A 15324-nucleotide genomic window follows, 5' to 3' on the forward strand; every position below is an offset into this window, starting at 1 on the left:
AAGTGAAACGTCTTAGCGCCGATGGTAGTGTGGTTCGCCCATGTGAGAGTAGGTCATCGTCAGCACCTTATTTAGCCCCCTTCAACGGTTGTTGGAGGGGGTTTTTGGGGGTTGACAGTGGGGTGTGTAAAATGTCATAATTCACACTCATTTATTTTTTAAGGTTATTTTATGATTGCTCAAAAGGGCTTTACCTTAATTGAATTACTCATTGTAATTGTGATTATTGGTGTTCTTGCAATGTTTGCTATTCCAAAATTTCAAAATCGTACAGCGGTTGCTCAAGTAAGCCGTGTTACAATGGAGACTAGCCAAATTCGTAGCTCTGTTGATATTTGTTTAATGCAAGGAAGCAAGGGTACTGACTGTGCTTTGGGTTGGACAAAAAGCAATCTATTGGAAAGTACTGATGCATCAGCTGCTGCTAGTGATACCAACCCTGCAACTGGCCAGTCTGGCCTGTCGGTTACTTTGGGTGAGACATCAAGCATTAAAGCAACATTGGGTGGTGATGCTTCTCGCTCATTACATGGCAAAAAAGTAATCTGGACTCGTAGTAAAGATGGAGTTTGGACCTGTACTACCGATGTTGACAAAGATTTGCGTACACAAGGCTGTCAGGCAATTTCAACAGAGTGATAAATTGATTGCAGTTATCTTATTCTTTTGCTATAATAGTGCGTCTATTTTTATATAGGCATATTTTTTGATTCATACTACACACACAAAAGTTGCATAAGCAAAAAATAACGGGGTGTTTGAAGGTTTGATTAATTTGCTGTCATGGCAAATGCGTGCCTTTGGATTCGATATTTTACTTTTGTGGAGGCGTAACCCAACTTAATTTAGGAACTTTTATGTCAGAAAAAAACCCAACTCAAATCTCAATGCGTGATTTATTAGAAGCAGGCGCTCATTTTGGTCATCAAACTCGTTTTTGGAACCCAAAAATGAACCAATATATTTTTGGTGCTCGCAACCGCATTCACATCATTAACCTTGAGCATACCGTTAAGCAATTTAACGAAGCACTGACTTTTGTTAATCAACAAGCTGCTCATCGCAATAAGATTTTATTTGTTGGTACTAAGCGTGCAGCAAGTGGTGTAATTCGTGAGCAAGCACAGCGTGCTGGCATGCCTTATATTGACCATCGTTGGTTGGGTGGTACTCTGACTAACTGGAAAACTATCCGTCAGTCTATTACTCGTTTAAAAGAGCTGGAAAAACAAGCTGAAGATGGTACTTTTGCCAAGCTAACTAAGCGTGAAGCATTGGAACGCACCAGAGATATGGAAAAGTTGGAGCGTGCTTTGGGCGGTATCAAAGAGATGGGCGGTTTGCCAGATGCGTTATTTGTTATTGACGTTGATCATGAGGCCATTGCCATTAAAGAAGCAAAAAATCTTGGTATTCCTGTTATTGGTATTGTTGATACCAACTCAAATCCAGATAATGTTGACTATGTGATTGCTGCTAATGATGATGCAATTCGTGCAGTGAGTTTGTATGCAACTGCAGTGGCAGATGCGATTATTGCTGGTAAAGAATATGCGAAAACACAAGGCAATAAGGCTGAGTTAGATGACACCAAAGCCGCTGATCGTGAAAATGCAACAGCAGAATTGGAAGATAAGATTGACCAATCAGGTCAAGTGGTAAACAACTACTGATTACAAAATCGTTCATGACAAGCATTGGTTGTTAATATTTAGCAACTAATGCGATTTATTTTCAAAGATTTAATTAAAAATAAGGTTGTAACTATGTCTCAAGTATCTGCAAAAACCGTTAAAGAGCTTCGTGATCGCACGGGTCTTGGTATGATGGAGTGCAAAAAAGCCTTGGAAGAAGCGGGTGGTGATATTGAGCTTGCTATTGATAATTTGCGTAAATCAGGACAGGCAAAAGCTGCCAAAAAAGCGGGGAATATCGCTGCTGATGGTGCCATCATTATTGCTCAAACTGCTGGTAAAGCATTGCTTTTAGAGGTAAACTGCCAAACTGACTTTGTGGCAAAAGATGAGAATTTCACTGCATTTGCTAACAAAGTAGCTGAATTGGCATTGGCGAATAACACGACTGATGTAGAGGTAATCTCTGCTCTGCCTTATGGTGATGGTGAAACTGTTGAAGAGGCCCGTATTGCTTTAGTTCAAAAAATTGGTGAAAATATCCAAATTCGTCGTGCTGAAGTTATTGAAGGTTCCAACCTTGCTGCATACCGTCATGGTCTGCGTATCGGTGTTGTAGTTTCTTACGAAGGTGGTTCAGAAGAGCTTGGTAAATCTGTAGCAATGCAAGTTGCTGCATTTAATCCGTTGGCTGTTGATGAAGAGAGTGTACCTGCTGATATTTTAGCTCGTGAAAAAGATATTATTGAAGCAAAAGCAAAAGAATCTGGTAAGCCAGAAGTGGTTATCGAAAAAATGATTACTGGTGGTGTTCAAAAATACCTAAACGAAGTTACCTTAGTAAATCAACCATATGTGATAGATAATGACAAAAAAGTTGGTGAGGTACTAAAAGCTGAAAATGCTACTGTTGTTAGCTTCAAACGCTTAGAGGTTGGTGAGGGTATTGAGAAGAAGCAGGAAGATTTTGCTGCTGAAGTTGCTGCTGCACAAGCTGCCGCTAAAGCATAATCAATCATTTCTATACAATAAAAAAACGCGCTTTTTGAGTGCGTTTTTTTATTGTATAGAAATTTAAAATCATAAAAACCTTACTAAATATTGGATAAATTAACCAAAAAAAAGTACAATAGGGATTACTTTATTATTGGAGTGTGCAAAGTGTTTGATAAAAATAATTTTATTCAATTGTTGCTTGATTATCATGTATTAAAATTTGGTGAATTTACCTTAAAGTCTGGTCGTATCAGCCCTTATTTTTTTAATGCTGGACTTTTATCTGGTGGTAAAGTCTTATCCATATTATCTGAAGGTTATGCAGACATTTTGGTAACTGAGTTAAATAAACAGCATAATTCGATGATTTTTGGGGCGGCATATAAGGGCATTCCTTTTGTAGCGACGACGGCACAAACGCTATGGCGTAATCATGGCGTTGATGTTGAGTGGGGTTATAACCGTAAAGAGGTTAAGAATCATGGTGAGGGTGGGCATCTTGTTGGAGCTAGTCTGCAAGGAAAGTCGGTATGGGTGATTGACGATGTGATGACTGCAGGAACGGCGGTGCGTGAAGTGATGAACATTTTAAAAAATGCAGGTGCAAATTTTGCTGGAATTGTCATCGCACTTGATCGCAAGGAAAAGGGCCAAGATCAACGCTCGGCAGTTCAGCAAATTCAAGATGACTTTGGCGTGCCTGTGCATAGCCTTGTGAATATTGATGATATTATTGGATTTTTACAAGCAAAGGGTGAGATTGAGTATCTGGAAAAAATGCAAGCTTATCGTGAGCAATATGGAGTTGTATCATGAAACCGCTTAAATTTTTAATCGTAATGGACGATATTAAAACCATTAACTACAAAAAAGACAGCACTCTTGCAATGGCGTGGGCGATTAGCGATAAAAATCATCAGCTTTATTATTGTCAAATCAGCGATTTGTGGTTAGATAATGGCGAATTGATGATTGATTGTCAATCATTACAAGTCTTTAAAAACCCTGATAATTTTTATGAATTGGGCGAAAAAAATACCGTCAAAGCGACCGATTTTGATGTGATTTTAATGCGAAAAGACCCGCCTTTTGATATGAAATTTTTGTATGCTTTGTATTTACTGGATTTTGCCAAACGAGCAGAGGTTTTGGTCGTTAATGATCCAATGAGCGTCAAAGAATGCAATGAAAAGTTGTTTGCGGTGCAATTTAGTCATCTGATGACCCCAACCGTAGTCAGCCAAAAGCAAAGCCATATCCGTGATTTTATCCAAAATCATAATGATGTGATTGTCAAGCCCTTGGACGGAATGGGCGGAATGGGGATTTTCCGCCTAAGTGCGGACGGCCCCAATATTGGGGCAACGCTAGAAATGCTTACCCAAAATGAAACGCTACCCATTATGGCTCAAAAATTTATCCCCCAAATCACAGAAGGCGATAAACGCATTTTGATTGTCGGTGGCAAGCCTGTGGATTACTGCCTAGCTCGTATTCCTGCCAGTGGCGAGACTCGGGGCAATTTGGCGGCAGGCGGAACAGGCGTGGCAATGGCACTGACCGACAAAGAGCGAGCCTTGGCAAATGAAATCGCCCCAATTTTGGTGCAAAAAGGCTTGTATTTTGTGGGGCTTGATGTGATTGGCGGTTACATTACCGAAATTAATGTAACCAGCCCCACCTGCATTCGTGAAATTGATGAGCAATGCGGCACACAGATTGCTGTGGATTTTGTGAAATGTGTTGAGCACTTGCTGGCTTGAGCCAATAAAAGTAAAATGAGCAGAGTTGCTGTCTTTGATGTGTAAAGGCACATTATGTAGTATGAGATTTTGTTGAGTAAATGATGAATTGAATATCATATCGAATATGTTATTGACCATAAATATGGCTAAGTTGGAATTAATCCGACTGCTATTTTGGATGATAAAAAAGGGGGTAAAACATGAATGTCTTAATTATGGCAGCAGGCACAGGTGGGCATATTTTTCCTGCCCTTGCGGTGGCGGACGAGCTGACACGCCGTGGGGCGGTGGTGCATTGGCTTGGCACGCCAAATGGTATGGAAAACCGCTTGGTCAAGGATTATCCGATGCACCACATTGCGATGCAAGGCATTCGTGGCAACGGTCTTATGCGTAAAATCAAATTGCCTTTTATGCTCTTTAACGCCACAAACCACGCCAAAAAAGTTATCAAAAACAACAACATAGATATCTTGGTGGGTTTTGGTGGTTATGTCAGCTCGGCAGGTGGACTGGCAGGCAAATTGGCAGGCAAACCGCTGATTATCCACGAACAAAACGCCATCTGTGGTATGAGCAATCGCACCCTAGCACGCTTTGCCGATGTGGTATTGCAAGCCTTTGATAATGCGTTTGGTGGTGAATTTGCCGACAAAACTTTGACGGTGGGCAATCCTGTGCGTGCCGATTTTGCACTTGTGCCAGCCCCTGACAAACGCTATGATTTGACCGATAAGTCGCCCCTAAAAGTGTTGGTGGTGGGGGGCAGTTTGGGAGCAAGTGCTATCAATACGGCGATTGTGGATTTATTAAAAACCAAGCCCAATCTTATCATCAAGCACCAATGCGGTCGTGATAATTTTGATGCCGTGCAAAACGCCTACACGCAGGCAGGCATTGACCTACAGCGTGCCACGCCCTTGGCATTTATTGACGATATGGCGGCTGCCTATGCGTGGGCGGATGTGGTGGTGTGCCGAGCAGGTGCTTTGACGGTGAGCGAGATAGCAAGCCTTGGTGTGGCGGCGATTTTTATCCCTTTGCCGACAGCGGTGGACGACCACCAAACCTTTAATGCCAAATCCTTAACCGATAATGGGGCAGCGATTTTATTGCCCCAAAGTGAATTATCGGGCGAAAAACTTGCCCAAATTTTAAATACGCTTGACCGTGAAAAGTGTTTGGCGATGGCACAAAAAGCCAAAAGTTATGCCAAACACGATGTCGCCAAAACGGTGGCGGAGATGGTGCTTGCGAGTGTGAAAGGGTAGGGTGTTAATTTTAAAATTGATTTTAAAGTTTTGGAAAGTAAGGTGCGTACCACGCACCATTAAAAAGTTTGAAATAAAAACGGTGCGTATTATATACCTTACGATTAATAAATTTCAATAGTTAAAAATATGAAAACCTTACAAGAGTTAATAAACTTAGATGAACCTGCTTGGGAATTGATACAAGAATGGTTAAATAACGCCAATAAACCTTACGAAATCATTCCCAAAAATCAAGAGCAAGCAGAACAAGAATTGCTTGCCAATCAAGTAACAACCCGTTCGCCTATGGGGGCGATTATTTATGAAACGGGCGGAATGTTAATAGATAATGGTTGTCTTAGAATTTTGGGTTCGGGTGGCAAAAAATTAAACCGCACCCTTAGTGGCTGGAATAAAGGAAAATCTTTTGAAAATATTGGCGATGTGCCGTCATTTTTATTGATTGCTGATGATGTGCTTGGTGGTTATTTTGCCATTAACGGTGGCGGATTGGGCGATAATTTGGGAGTGATTTATTATTTTGCTCCCGATTTGTTGGCTTGGGAAGATTTAAATATCACTTATTCGCATTTTATTGAGTGGGCTTTGACTGGCGATTTGGAGCAATTTTATCAAGGATTTCGTTGGCAAAATTGGCAAGATGAAGTTAAGCAATTAGACGGTAATCAAGTTTTTTCATTTTTTCCTTTTTTATCTACCCAAGAAGGAAAAGAAATTGATAAAGTCAGCAGAAAAGTTATTTCAATCCAAGAGCATTATTCGGCTTTTTGTGAATAAAATTTTTAGGGTAAGTAGATGTACATTATACGCCATTTAATATTTAATTGTTTTAAATATTAAAAATAAACGGTGCGTATTACGCACCTTACGCCCAAACCCCATTTTAAAAACCCCAATTTAATTTTTAAAGGAACAACAAATGAACCACGCCCAACTTCCCAAACAACTGATCCAAATCCCCGAAATGCGTCGCATTAAACACATTCATTTTGTCGGGATTGGTGGGGCAGGAATGTGTGGCATTGCCGAAGTGTTATTTAATCAAGGCTATGGCGTATCAGGCTCGGATATCAAGCAAAGTGGCGTTACCCAAAGGCTTAGCCAATTGGGTATGACCATTTTTATTGGACATAACGCCGATAACATCAAAAACGCCGATGTGATTGTGGTGTCATCTGCCATTGACAAAAACAATCCAGAGATTAAATCGGCACTGCAAGCTCGCTTGCCTGTGGTTCGCCGTGCTGATATGCTCGGTGAGCTTATGCGTTATCGCCATAGCATTGCGGTGGCGGGCGCTCACGGCAAAACCACGACCACAAGCCTTTTGACGATGATGCTGACCGAAGCAGGCTTTGACCCCACTTATGTGATTGGCGGTAAATTAAATGCGTCTGGCAAAAATGCGTCTTTGGGCAACAGCCGATATTTGGTGGCAGAAGCGGACGAGTCGGACGCATCATTTTTAAGTCTTAGACCGATGGCGTGCATTGTTACCAATATTGACGAAGACCATATGGACACCTATGAAAACAGTTTTGACAAATTAAAACAAGCCTATATTCAGTTTTTGCACAATATGCCCTTTTATGGTTTGGCGGTGGTGTGTGGCGATGACGATGAATTGTATCAGATGATTGATGAGATTGCTCGCCCTGTTTTGACTTTTGGGCTAAAACCGCACAACGATGTGCAAGCCACCGACCTACAAGTGGACGGCACTCGCACGCATTTTACCGTTTTGCGAAAAGACAAACAGCCGTTAAAAATTACCTTAAATATCCCCGGGTTACACAATGTCTATAACGCCCTTGGGGCGATTGCGATGGCAAGCGATGAAGGCGTGTCGGACGATGCGATTGTGCGTGCGGTGGGTAAATTTGCAGGCGTGGGACGGCGGTTTGAACAGCAGGCACAAGTGGCGTTGGGCAGTGGCGATGTGCTTTTGATTGACGATTATGGGCATCACCCCACCGAAGTGTTGGCGACCATTGCCACCGCTCGGCAAAGTTATCCAGACCGCCGTTTGGTGATGATGTTTCAACCGCACCGTTACAGTCGTACACGAGATTGTTTTAATGACTTTGTGGCGGTGTTGTCGCAGGTGGACAAATTGATATTGCTTGATGTCTATGGGGCAGGCGAAGAGCCAATTAAGGGGGCGACAAGCGATGATTTGGCACGCTCTATTCGTGAGCGTGGGCAAGTTGAGCCGATTGTGTTAAATGTGGACGACAAAACCCAAATCAAGCAAGTATTGCAAGCAGGGCTAAAAGCGAATGATTTATTAATCACGCAAGGGGCAGGCAATGTGGGGCAGTTGTGTGTGGAGTTGAGGGAGAATGGGGTTTATTTAAACTAAGGGTTAATAAGCGATTGGTGTAAATATCAATTTATCTTAAAACCCTTGCCAAAGGCAGGCGAGTTTTATTATTTTAAAGGTCAATTGACCAAACCAATCAATGGGCTAAAAGTTTGTGCTGATATATTGAATAAGGAGTAGTGATGCAAACAAAATCCATTCAAACACTGGGGCAAGCGGTGGATTATATTCAGTCTTTGCCACAAGTGGAACAAAAACAAATTTTTGGATTGATTGATGAATTTATGACACAAAAAAATCAGTCTGCTAAGCCAATCAATACTCCAAAAAAACGCACCGCAGGTACATTAAAAGGCAAAGTGGTTTTTGCCCCTGATTTTGATGAACCGCTTGACGATTTTAAGGATTATATGTAAATGTATTTGCTGGATACGCATATTTTATTATGGTTTTTGCAAAACGATACGCAACTTAGCAAAACCGCTCTTAAAATTATTGAGACCAATGATGTTTGTGTGAGTATGGCAAGTTTGTGGGAAATTGGCATTAAACATAGTTTGGGAAAGTTGGATTTGCCATTGCCTTTTGGTGAGATTTTCCCCAGTCAGTTAATGATGAATGATATCAATGTTTTGCCGATTGAAATGGTGCATTTAACAATTGTCAATCAATTAAAATTTTACCATAAAGACCCATTTGATCGTTTGATTATCGCCCAAGCATTAAATGGCGGTTTAACCTTAATCAGTAAAGACAGTAAATTTGCTGAGTATGGTGTTAATTTATTGTGGTAATTTTATTAATTAGTAATTTTTTAAAAGAGAGTATTTATGAACAACCCAAATTTTGGCAAAGTCGCTGTGGTGTGCGGTGGCACAAGTAGCGAGCGAGAAGTGTCTTTAAAAAGTGGCAAGGCGGTGCTTGACGCCCTGCTATCCAAAGGTATAGACGCCCACCACTTTGACCCCGAAGAGCGTGATTTGACACAGCTTAAAAACTTTGACCGTGTGTTTAATGTCTTGCACGGCACTTTTGGCGAAGACGGCGGTTTGCAGGGGGTGCTGGACGGCTTGGGCGTGCCTTATACAGGCTGTGGTGTGCTGGCATCTGCCATTGCGATGGACAAGTTTCGTTGTCGCTTGGTGTGGCAGGCACTTGGCTTGCCCAATGTGCCATATGTGGTGCTACACGATGACAGCGATTTTGATGCGGTGGAGACAGACTTTGGTTTACCGCTCTTTGTCAAGCCTGCCAGTGAAGGGTCAAGCGTGGGGGTGGTGATGATTGAACAGGTGGGCGATTTGGCAAAAGTTTATCCCACTTTAAAGCAGTATCACGGCGAGATTTTGGCAGAAAAAGCCATCACAGGGGGCGAATACGCCTTGTCGCTACTGGGCGATAGGGCATTGCCAAGCATTAAGATTGTCCCCAAGGGAAAATTTTACGACTATGATGCCAAATATCTGCGTAATGATACCGCTTATCTGTGTCCGTCCGATTTGACCGCTGATGAAGAGCGTCAAATGGGCGAGCTTGCCAAGCGTGCCTTTGAAGCGGTGGGGGGTAAAGGTTGGGGGCGGGTGGATTTTTTAAAGGGCGATGACGGCAAATTGTATTTGCTTGAATTAAACACCGTACCCGGTATGACCGACCATAGCCTTGTACCAATGGCAAGTCGTCAGGTGGGGATTGAATTTGGGGAGCTTTGTGTGCAGATTTTAGTGCAGACACTTGATTGCTAGGTTTGTCAAAGATATTGAGTCATAAATCCAAGTGATTGAATTTTATATATTTTTATTGCTTTATATCATTTTTCAATTGCTTTGATGACTTGCATTTGATAAGAAAAGTAGCTTGAAAATCGATGGTTATTATATTTGATGTGTCAATATTGGATCTGATGTTGTTGACAACCTGACAAGTAAAATGTAACTTGATGTAAAAATTCACTTTTTATATAAGATTTTGCTTGGTGTTATTGCTAAAATGCGTTACTATATACAATTTATTGTATATAGCACAAAGCCTTATGAATCTTTATGCTCAAACCACCAAAAAGCACTTCGTTAAAACATGGCATGTGTCCATACTTGTGCTGTTGTTATTTGTTGTGGCTGGATTTTTTGGGATTCGGGCAATAAATCGCATGCCAACAAAACCGCTTGTGATTGATCGGGGCGATTTGACTGCGGTCCAATTTGCGTCATTGAAGGCGGCAGTGGAGCCAGTAAGTGATGTGCAATTTTTTTTGACAGATTTAACAGACATTCAACGCCTCATTGTTCAATTATCTTGGGTGGAGAGCGTGAGTGTGAAGCGTGATTGGCAACAGGGTGTGCTGGTATCGGTCACACCAAGGCGTGCGATAGCAAATTTTGGTAGTCAACATTTGCTTGATGCGACAGGTCAGGTGTTTGTGCCTGCTGACGAACATGAACTGATGAATGCGTCGCTTGTACATTTGTATAGTAATCATTTTAAAGATGCTGGCGACATGATGCAACAGATGCATCAGATCAATGAATGGTTTGCACCGCTTGGTATGACTGCACAAGATGTTACTTTAACCTCTCGACAAACCTGGTTGATTCGTTTTAATAATGGGCTTCGTGTTATCGTGGACCATGAGAATACTGAGCAAAAATTGTATGGCTTGTCGGTATTATTGCGTGGCAGTCTGGCGGAGGAGTTACCAAAAATTCAATCAGTTGATTTGCGTTATAAAAATGGATTTGCGGTTGCTTGGAAAAATACATCAAGTAGCAATCATCTGCAAGCTGGTGTTTGATTTGGTAAAAACATCAGATGACACCATGTGATTTTTTAATTTTTTTTAATCACAAGATACCAAAATATTGTAGATTTTATCAAAAAAGAAGTAAAGCTGAGTAAATTGATGATTTTTATAGATTTTACCTCTTTTGAAAAAGAGGTATTGGTGCTAAAATATCATAATATTAAAAAATGATTTTTTGTGTGGTTTTTGTTTGTTGGGTCTACCGGTGATTGAGAGTTGTTATGATGGAGTTGCAGGCAGTCTTGCATTTGAGTTCGACAGCAGTTTATACAGTGGTCGGCTATGCAATAGGCACGCCTGAACAACCGAGAATTAAGATTGTTGCTGTGGGTTTGGCACACACCGATGCCTTTATTGGTGGTAAGATTGACCGTCGTGAGCACTTACTGAGTGCGGTACATAAATCTATACAAGAAGCGGTGGATATGGCAGGCGTGCAGATTCATGAGGTATGCCTATCTTTTGCGTCATCACTCATGAAAAGCATCAATGACAGTCAAGATGTTCAGTTGTATAGCATGGGGACGGATACCACCGTACAGCGAAGCCATTTGCACCATGCCAAAGAGTTGATTGCCAACAAGTTGCGTGCAGAGGGCTACTCGCTATTGCAATCGTGTCAGCAAATCACTTATTTAGATGACGGTTCTCAAGAAGTTGTAGATCCGCTAAATATGCACGCTAATAAAATCAAGGTAATGCATCATGTGATGATGCTGCCAAGTAACTACCACACTCAAGTGATTAACGCAGTCAATGCGGCAGGTACAGAGGTTGGGGTAACGCTATTTGATGGCGTGGTAAGTGCGGAGTATGCGTTAAATAAAGAAGAAAAAAAACGCGGTGTGTGCTTTATTGATATTGGCAGAGGCACAACCAAAGTGTGTGTTTATCTGGGCGATTTACTGATATTTTCTGATTGCTTGGATGTTGGTGGGCAGACGGTAACTTTTGATATTTCATCTGAGCTGGGCTTGTCGCTTTCTGAGTCTGAAAGCTTAAAGCATCAGCAAGGTACGGTACAACTTGACCCCACCAAGCGTGCTTCATTCATTACCTTAAAACAACGCACCGATGGCGAGATGACGATAAGCTTGCGTCAGCTAAGTAACATTATTTCAGCGCGTTACGATGACATTTTTGGGCGTGTTGTTGAGCGTCTGAATGAGCAAGGTTTGTTACAATGCCTTGGTGCTGGCATGGTTCTGGCAGGCGGTGGCTCTCGAATTGATGGCTTGGCTCGTTTTGTTGGTCATAGATGGGGGCTGCCTGTGCGTATGATCACAACCAATGAGCTTGTCAGTGTATGTCCTAAAAATTTAACCGATGAAAATATTGCCTTATTAAACAGCTATTTAAAAGATAATAAACTTCATACGGTGATTGGTTCGCTACTTTATCAAAATGGTGAGCAGTTTTTGAAGGATAATTACGGTAAATCACCACCGCACAATAAACTGGTGAATAAAATTTCGGACGGTTGGCAGTCGTTTGCCAAACGAGTTAAAAAATGGTTTTAGTGTCTTTGGACAATGATTTATATTTTGGAGTAAGCTATGTCAATTTTTTATAGCATGTCAGACGAGACGCAATTTGATACAGATGGGCAGGCGAGATTCGTTGTGTTTGGTGTTGGTGGTGGCGGTGGTAATGCTGTTGAGCATATGATTAATCAGCAAATCACTGGTATCAATTTTGTGTCGGCTAATACTGACCGTCAGGCATTAAATAAATTGACTACGCCAAAAAAATTACAATTAGGCAGTGAGCTCACTCGTGGCTTGGGTGCTGGTGCAAACCCAGAGGTGGGTCGTGAAGCGGCTGAGAGCGATGAAGAAGAAATTCGGGCGTTATTGGCTGACTACGACATGGTCTTTATTACCGCAGGCATGGGCGGTGGTACGGGTACAGGCGCCGCTCCTGTCATTGCACGCATTGCCAAAGAAGAGGGTGTGTTGACGGTAGCAGTTGTTACCACACCGTTTAAATTTGAGGGTGGAAAGCGTGCAAAACTTGCCAAAGAAGGCATTGAGCAGCTGTCCCAATATGTTGATTCCATCATTACCGTACCTAACGAAAAACTATTACAAGTTTATCATGGCTTGACCATGAAAGATGCTTTTGCCAAGGCAAATGATGTATTGTTGCATGCTGTTGATGGGATTACTCGCACCATTCGTGAAGAGGGTATGATTAATATTGACTTTAACGATGTGCGTACTGCCATGACTTCTAAAGGTCATGCGATGATGGGTATTGGTCGTGCCAGTGGCGATGGTCGTGCCGCCGCCGCCGCCGAAAAAGCGATTCGCTCACCACTGCTTGATGACTTATTGCTTAAAAATGCACAAGGTGTTATTATTAATATTGCTGCGTCAGATTTGGGTATGGGCGAGCCTAATGAGGTGGCAGAGGTGGTGGGTCGCATTGCTGATATTGATGAAGGCAATATCTTTTATGGTGCGGTCGTTGATGAATCAATGGGTGATGAAATTCATGTAACTGTGATTGCCACAGGTCTGACTGTAGATGACAGTCCAAAGGTGCAGTCAGTTGGTCAGCAAGCACCTGTGGGGCATGCTAGTGCAATCAGCCAACAACCATCTACAGCTCAGACAACGGCATCACCAATACAGAGCTCTGCTCGTGCGGTGGTTAAGCCGATCAGTGTTGGTGACTTTCTAAAAAGACAGCAACAGGATAATGGTTGATTATCGCCTTATCAACGCCCTATACGATGGTATAGGGCTTTTATTTTAAAGAAAAATGTGTAAATATGATAGACTTGCATAGCCATAGTACAGCATCAGATGGTACAAATACGCCAATGATGCTCATTCAAAAAGCGTATTCGTTAGGCATTCGTACTTTTGCCTTAACCGATCATGATACCATTAAAGGCATAAAAGAAGCTAAAGAAGCTGCTGATGAGTTGGGTATGTGTCTGATTAATGGGGTGGAGATAAGTTGTGCGCACGCCCTGATTGGTGGGTATGGAAAAAATCAAGAGTTGAATAAAATCATTCATGTGGTTGCACTTGATTTTGATGATACTAAAAAAATGCATGATGCTTTGCAGGCTGTACAAGACAGTCGTCATCTGCGTGGTAGATGTATGATTGAAAAGCTTGGTGAGTCATTAGCAACAAATAATCAAGCTCAACTTACTGAAAAAATTTGGCAGGCGACACTGGCTAAGGTGGATAATAATCCACGAGCAATTGGGCGTGCACATATTGGGCAGGTGTTGCATGAACTTGGGTTTGTACATAATGTGCAAGCGGCTTTTGATAAATATCTGGCTGATGGCAAGTGTGCCTATGTGGCGATAGAAGCAATGAGTATGGCAGACACTATCAAATTGATCCATGATTGTGGTGGGTTTGCAGTATTGGCACACCCAACTCGTTATGGGCTGTCTGCAACTCGCACCAGAAAATTGATTGCTGATTTTGCCAGTCTGGGTGGCGATGCTTGTGAATTGCCCAATAATGAACCTGATAGTCTGCGTGCGATGATTGATCGAAGTCTTGCGGAGCATGGGTTATTTGTGTCAGTCGGCAGTGATTTTCATGGCGAGAATATGCCATGGCGTAAATTGGGGCTGGTTGCCAAACTTAAACCAAATCAAACTGGTATATGGCAAAGATTTAAAAGTCAGTCTGAGTGATGAGTTTAGATAAAATTCAACTCATCAATATCATCCAATGTGTACTTTAATGCATCAAAACAGACACTCATTTCAAAGCCCCGATACTGCAAAAACCGAAGCTGTCGGGATTTTTCTTTTTGGTCTTTTGGTAGGGTATTGCCGTATTTTTTACAGCGAGCTTCGATGGCAAGTGCGAGCCAATTCACCTCGTTTTTTTGCTCATCATTCATGTTATCATTACTTTTGAGTTGATTTTCTAAAATTGTACCATCGCTTAGGTTGGCAATGTCTGCCATCTGTATCAGTTCATCAAGTGAGTATGGCAATTGTATCCCTGTATTTTTTAATGCTTGACTGATGTATCTTTTGCCACGACCACGCCTGATGCTTTCACGAATGAGCATAAAAGCGGTGCGTTCGTCGGATTGATAACCTTTGGTGGCAAATTCATCAAGTAAATCTGTTACCATCTGTGGATCGCAGTCTTTATTAAGCAGTTTTTGGCGTAATTGTTGTTGGGAAAGCTCTCGATTAGACAGATAGTAAAATGCCAGCCAGCGTAGGCGATTTATTTTTTGATCATTTTGATAAATGGGCTCAATTGCCACATTTTTTAAGGCAGACAAAGTGTGCTGGTCCACAGCTGTCCAAATATCATTTGGCAAAATATGGTTGTCATTGGTTTTGTTTGTTTTGTCTTGTTTGATTGGTTGGTTGGGTTTTTTGGATTTGCTAAATGTTCTAAGATTTGGTTTTGCTGATATATCTTTGCTGGTAGTGCGTTTGGTTTGACCTGTTGTTTTGGGGCTTGTTGGCAAAGTTTGTGATGATAAAGTTGAATCAGCGGATATAGATTCACCCATATCCGCTAAGATTTCTGCTAAAGTTTTGATGGTTGTCATG

General features: G+C 41.8%; 16 protein-coding genes. 15 read left to right on the top strand and 1 reads right to left on the bottom strand.

Features of this window, described 5'->3' with window-relative positions; all coding sequences use genetic code 11:
• Nucleotides 1-171 precede the first annotated feature (171 nt).
• The 15 genes from R0123_RS07810 (at nt 172) to R0123_RS07880 (ending at nt 14439) form a co-directional block, all read left to right on the top strand.
• Nucleotides 172-639, top strand: coding sequence for a pilin (locus R0123_RS07810; RefSeq protein WP_323842376.1), 468 nt, complete (start codon nt 172-174; stop codon nt 637-639).
• A 218-nt stretch (nt 640-857) separates the two neighbouring features.
• Entirely contained in the window at nt 858-1673 is an 816-nt protein-coding gene (gene rpsB, locus R0123_RS07815; RefSeq protein ID WP_323842377.1) for a 30S ribosomal protein S2, read from the top strand.
• A 93-nt stretch (nt 1674-1766) separates the two neighbouring features.
• Nucleotides 1767-2645: a translation elongation factor Ts gene (gene tsf, locus R0123_RS07820; protein WP_323842378.1), complete on the top strand. Its 879-nt coding sequence runs from the start codon at nt 1767-1769 to the stop codon at nt 2643-2645.
• A gap of 150 nt (nt 2646-2795) precedes the next feature.
• Complete coding sequence (pyrE, locus tag R0123_RS07825; protein WP_323843661.1) at nt 2796-3446, top strand: orotate phosphoribosyltransferase; 651 nt, start codon at nt 2796-2798, stop codon at nt 3444-3446.
• Nucleotides 3443-4393, top strand: a complete 951-nt coding sequence (gene gshB, locus R0123_RS07830) for a glutathione synthase (RefSeq protein ID WP_323842380.1) — start codon at nt 3443-3445, stop codon at nt 4391-4393. Before pyrE ends, gshB begins: the two co-directional genes overlap by 4 nt.
• A 182-nt stretch (nt 4394-4575) precedes the next feature.
• Nucleotides 4576-5646, top strand: a complete 1071-nt coding sequence (murG, locus tag R0123_RS07835) for an undecaprenyldiphospho-muramoylpentapeptide beta-N-acetylglucosaminyltransferase (protein ID WP_323843662.1) — start codon at nt 4576-4578, stop codon at nt 5644-5646.
• Nucleotides 5647-5775: 129 nt separating this feature from the next.
• Nucleotides 5776-6426 (top strand): DUF2625 domain-containing protein, encoded by a 651-nt coding sequence (locus R0123_RS07840; protein ID WP_323843663.1) that lies wholly within the window; start codon nt 5776-5778, stop codon nt 6424-6426.
• Between the two features lie 142 nt (nt 6427-6568).
• Nucleotides 6569-8011, top strand: coding sequence for a UDP-N-acetylmuramate--L-alanine ligase (gene murC / locus R0123_RS07845; protein WP_323843664.1), 1443 nt, complete (start codon nt 6569-6571; stop codon nt 8009-8011).
• Nucleotides 8012-8154: 143 nt separating this feature from the next.
• Entirely contained in the window at nt 8155-8388 is a 234-nt protein-coding gene (locus R0123_RS07850; RefSeq protein WP_323843665.1) for a DUF2281 domain-containing protein, read from the top strand.
• Nucleotides 8389-8766 carry a type II toxin-antitoxin system VapC family toxin gene (locus R0123_RS07855; RefSeq protein ID WP_323842385.1) on the top strand — a complete coding sequence of 126 codons (378 nt, stop codon included), beginning with the start codon at nt 8389-8391 and terminating at the stop codon, nt 8764-8766. It begins immediately after the preceding gene.
• Between the two features lie 36 nt (nt 8767-8802).
• A complete protein-coding gene (locus tag R0123_RS07860; RefSeq protein ID WP_323843666.1) occupies nt 8803-9714 on the top strand; it encodes a D-alanine--D-alanine ligase in 912 nt (303 codons plus the stop codon).
• 287 nt (nt 9715-10001) lie between these two features.
• A complete protein-coding gene (locus R0123_RS07865; protein ID WP_323843667.1) occupies nt 10002-10760 on the top strand; it encodes a cell division protein FtsQ/DivIB in 759 nt (252 codons plus the stop codon).
• A gap of 230 nt (nt 10761-10990) precedes the next feature.
• Entirely contained in the window at nt 10991-12289 is a 1299-nt protein-coding gene (gene ftsA / locus R0123_RS07870; protein ID WP_323842388.1) for a cell division protein FtsA, read from the top strand.
• 54 nt (nt 12290-12343) lie between these two features.
• Entirely contained in the window at nt 12344-13480 is a 1137-nt protein-coding gene (ftsZ, locus tag R0123_RS07875) for a cell division protein FtsZ (RefSeq protein WP_416381710.1), read from the top strand.
• 65 nt (nt 13481-13545) lie between these two features.
• Nucleotides 13546-14439, top strand: a complete 894-nt coding sequence (locus R0123_RS07880) for a PHP domain-containing protein (RefSeq protein WP_323843669.1) — start codon at nt 13546-13548, stop codon at nt 14437-14439.
• A gap of 5 nt (nt 14440-14444) precedes the next feature.
• Here R0123_RS07880 and R0123_RS07885 read toward each other — a convergent pair whose 3' ends face one another.
• Nucleotides 14445-15323 carry a regulatory protein RecX gene (locus tag R0123_RS07885; RefSeq protein WP_323843670.1) on the bottom strand — a complete coding sequence of 293 codons (879 nt, stop codon included), beginning with the start codon at nt 15321-15323 and terminating at the stop codon, nt 14445-14447.
• Nucleotide 15324 lies beyond the last annotated feature (1 nt).

Origin of the sequence: Moraxella sp. Pampa, assembly GCF_035181385.1 — a bacterium.
Lineage (GTDB): Bacteria > Pseudomonadota > Gammaproteobacteria > Pseudomonadales > Moraxellaceae > Moraxella.

Bases quoted from the DNA above. Each gene is read 5' to 3' on its own strand.
- R0123_RS07810 (WP_323842376.1), top strand. From the start codon at position 172: ATGATTGCTCAAAAGGGCTTTACCTTAATTGAATTACTCATTGTAATT.
- rpsB (WP_323842377.1), top strand. From the start codon at position 858: ATGTCAGAAAAAAACCCAACTCAAATCTCAATGCGTGATTTATTAGAA.
- tsf (WP_323842378.1), top strand. From the start codon at position 1,767: ATGTCTCAAGTATCTGCAAAAACCGTTAAAGAGCTTCGTGATCGCACG.
- gshB (WP_323842380.1), top strand. From the start codon at position 3,443: ATGAAACCGCTTAAATTTTTAATCGTAATGGACGATATTAAAACCATT.
- murG (WP_323843662.1), top strand. From the start codon at position 4,576: ATGAATGTCTTAATTATGGCAGCAGGCACAGGTGGGCATATTTTTCCT.
- R0123_RS07840 (WP_323843663.1), top strand. From the start codon at position 5,776: ATGAAAACCTTACAAGAGTTAATAAACTTAGATGAACCTGCTTGGGAA.
- murC (WP_323843664.1), top strand. From the start codon at position 6,569: ATGAACCACGCCCAACTTCCCAAACAACTGATCCAAATCCCCGAAATG.
- R0123_RS07850 (WP_323843665.1), top strand. From the start codon at position 8,155: ATGCAAACAAAATCCATTCAAACACTGGGGCAAGCGGTGGATTATATT.
- R0123_RS07855 (WP_323842385.1), top strand. From the start codon at position 8,389: ATGTATTTGCTGGATACGCATATTTTATTATGGTTTTTGCAAAACGAT.
- R0123_RS07860 (WP_323843666.1), top strand. From the start codon at position 8,803: ATGAACAACCCAAATTTTGGCAAAGTCGCTGTGGTGTGCGGTGGCACA.
- R0123_RS07865 (WP_323843667.1), top strand. From the start codon at position 10,002: ATGAATCTTTATGCTCAAACCACCAAAAAGCACTTCGTTAAAACATGG.
- ftsA (WP_323842388.1), top strand. From the start codon at position 10,991: ATGATGGAGTTGCAGGCAGTCTTGCATTTGAGTTCGACAGCAGTTTAT.
- ftsZ (WP_416381710.1), top strand. From the start codon at position 12,344: ATGTCAGACGAGACGCAATTTGATACAGATGGGCAGGCGAGATTCGTT.
- R0123_RS07880 (WP_323843669.1), top strand. From the start codon at position 13,546: ATGATAGACTTGCATAGCCATAGTACAGCATCAGATGGTACAAATACG.
- R0123_RS07885 (WP_323843670.1), bottom strand. From the start codon at position 15,323: ATGACAACCATCAAAACTTTAGCAGAAATCTTAGCGGATATGGGTGAA.